Here is a 2,649-nt window from a genome sequence, read left to right as displayed (position 1 = left end):
CCAAACTGGATGGAAATTATGTCTACCTGAATACGAAAGGTGAAACGATACCGTACACTCCTGTAAAAAACCGGCTGGCATCGCAGGATCTTTCCGGAGAAGATCCGGGTAATTTTGGAATTCCACAGGATATAGGGAAAGCAGAGCGGTTAAACGATCATCTGTTGCTGATTACCACTACAAGTAAGGCAAATCCCCTTCAGGGTGTTTATGACCTGTTCCTGAAAAAAATGATTCTTCCGGCAGAGTTCACCTACGTCGCCTTACATAAATCAGGCTTTTTATCTGCCAATAAAGAGGAAGAACCTATGCATATAACCTTCAGGGAAATCTGATTTCCAAAGAAATCGTGGCTTATTATTCGGAAGGCGGCAATGATGTGACCCCGGTTATTATAGCCCATGGTAAAAACGGAAAATCAGCCTTGTTCTCGAAAAACGTAAAGCCTCTCACCGCTTTTATATATGATGAGATCAAGCCTTCAGTCCCTTTCATCAAAGGCATCATCAAAAATAAAAACGGGGATCCGGAAGAAGACCTGATGACCCTGGAAGGAAAGAAAATTAAGATCGGTACGGCCTATGACCGCCTGGACTACAGAACCAATGAATATGACAGGAAAGCCGAAAGTTTCTTATTCCTGGTGAAAAAAGATAAATACGCAATAGTAGGAAGCGAGGGGAAACTGATCTCGGATTTTATATATGACGATATCCTTCCGGAATGTTTTATCAATAGCAGAGGACCTGTTACTTCGGACTCCTATTTCTTCAGTACCGAGAGCCCCAACCGGTTTATCCTGTTTAAGAAGGACGGAAAAACGGGAATCATGGATAACCAGTACAGAATCGTACTTAACAATGAGTATGATCGCATTAGCAAATCGCAGTTGCCTGATTATATTTACACCGGAAAAAAACAGCTTCGGGAACCCAGTGGGGCGTCTATGACATGAAAGGACGCAGGGAAATCATCAGTCCCCAATTCGACGGTCCCATTACCAATTCAGGTTCCTTCTTTTCTGTATTGAAAAATGGAAAATACGGTCTTTACAGTACGGAAGGGAAAGAAATCCTCCCTCCTGAATACAGCCGTGAGATACGTACCAACACCTTATTCAGAGGGCTGCATTCATTATGCCAGCAATATGACATTCCGGCTGCTTATGTGGATTCCAGAGGAACGGTAGTACCGCTGGATCTGAAAAAATAAACGGCGCTGTATTGCTCCAAACAAAAAAGCTGTTTCAGTACTGAAACAGCTTTTTGTATATAGAATGGTGATTCTGTTTTTAGAATTTGATCACCGCATTCATTTTCTCGTTTTCTTCCATTACCAGTTCGTCATCCACCAGGATTTTCCCGGAGTGCTCATCAATGATGATTTTCTTTCTCTGGGCAATTTCCATCTGCTTCTGAGGCGGAATGGTAAAGAAAGATCCTTTCGGAGCTCCTCTTTCAAGGCCTACGACAGCAAGACCGTTCGGTGAGTTGGTTCTGATCCTGTTATAAGAAGCGAGCAACCTCTCGTCGATTTTTCCTGCAAATTCCTTAGACTGCTCGATCAGGTATTCCTCTTCTTTCTGGGTTTCAGCGATCAGGCCTTCCAGTTCTTCTTTCTTGAACTTCAGGTGGTTTCTGAGATCGTCGATTTTTCCGTTCAGCTCGTCCAGTGTTTCGTTTTTATGGGCGATCTTAACACCGAATTCCTTGATTCTTTTTTCAGAAAGCTGGATTTCAAGCTCCTGATATTCAATTTCTTTACTTAATGCTTCAAACTCTTTGTTGTTCCTTACGCTATCCTGCTGGGATCTGTATTTCTCAATTAAAGTTTTTGCATGGTTGATTACCTCATGCTTTGTTTTAATCTGGTCGTCCTGCTCCTTGATGTCTGCATGAAATTTTTCAGCTCTTTTCTCAAGACCTTCGATTTCAATTTCAAGATCCTCTACTTCGATCGGCAATTCTCCTCTGGTATTTCGGATTTCGTCCAATCTGGAATCAATGATCTGCAAATCGTATAAAGCTCTTAACTTTTCTTCAACTGAAATATCGTTGGTTTTTGCCATATGTTAAATGAAATAATTTACCGGGTTTGTTCTCTCAATAGATTTTGAGATTGCAAAGGTAGTGAATTTTTGTGATAAAATTTCAAATAATTGTTGAGTTACAAATTGTTCGGATTCGAAGTGTCCGATGTCGCAGATCATCATTTTTGAATCGGCAAGGAAAAAGTCATGATACTTCACATCTCCCGTGAGGTAGGCATCGCATTTTCTCGAAATTGCAGACCGGATGCCGCTGGCCCCGGAGCCGCCCAGTACCCCTACCCTCCTGATCTTTTTACCATTCAACCCTGAATGCCGGATGATTTCAAGATTAAACTTTTCCTTGACCATTTTCAGAAAGTCCGCTTCTTCCAGAGGCTCTTCCAGATCGCCGTACATTCCCAGTCCGGAATAAGCATTGGTATTATCCAGGCTGTAAATCTGGTGGGCTACTTCTTCATAGGGATGCGCCATTTTCATGGCATTGATGATATTTCCCTGCTTAAAATCCTCAAAAATTACGGAAACCATGTCTTCATCAGCATTTTCACGGATATTCTGCTGGCCTGAAAAAGGGTTTGAGCCTTCTACCGGCCTGAAAG

5 protein-coding genes are annotated in these 2,649 nt (G+C 42.2%); 3 read left to right on the top strand and 2 right to left on the bottom strand.

What is annotated here, in order from left to right:
* From QZ735_RS09405 to QZ735_RS09395, 3 genes are all read left to right on the top strand, one after another.
* On the top strand, positions 1 to 335 hold a 335-nt coding region (locus QZ735_RS09405), incomplete at its 5' end, for a hypothetical protein (RefSeq protein ID WP_294247334.1).
* Positions 336 to 349: 14 nt separating this feature from the next.
* Positions 350 to 955 carry a hypothetical protein gene (locus QZ735_RS09400; RefSeq protein WP_294247331.1) on the top strand — a complete coding sequence of 202 codons (606 nt, stop codon included), beginning with the start codon at positions 350 to 352 and terminating at the stop codon, positions 953 to 955.
* Positions 952 to 1,212 carry a WG repeat-containing protein gene (locus tag QZ735_RS09395; protein WP_294247328.1) on the top strand — a complete coding sequence of 87 codons (261 nt, stop codon included), beginning with the start codon at positions 952 to 954 and terminating at the stop codon, positions 1,210 to 1,212. Before QZ735_RS09400 ends, QZ735_RS09395 begins: the two co-directional genes overlap by 4 nt.
* A gap of 79 nt (positions 1,213 to 1,291) precedes the next feature.
* Here the strand turns inward: QZ735_RS09395 and QZ735_RS09390 are convergent, their stop codons facing one another.
* Both QZ735_RS09390 and QZ735_RS09385 read right to left on the bottom strand, forming a co-directional pair.
* Positions 1,292 to 2,068, bottom strand: coding sequence for a hypothetical protein (locus QZ735_RS09390; RefSeq protein ID WP_294247326.1), 777 nt, complete (start codon positions 2,066 to 2,068; stop codon positions 1,292 to 1,294).
* 3 nt (positions 2,069 to 2,071) lie between these two features.
* Positions 2,072 to 2,649, bottom strand: a 578-nt coding sequence (locus tag QZ735_RS09385) for a Nif3-like dinuclear metal center hexameric protein (protein WP_294247323.1), incomplete at its 5' end; no start/stop codon positions are given.

Source organism: uncultured Chryseobacterium sp. (genome assembly GCF_913776365.1).
In the GTDB taxonomy this organism is placed as follows: domain Bacteria; phylum Bacteroidota; class Bacteroidia; order Flavobacteriales; family Weeksellaceae; genus Chryseobacterium.
The sequence above is the reverse complement of the archived record's forward strand: the minus strand, read 5'-3'. Positions and strand labels throughout refer to the sequence as shown.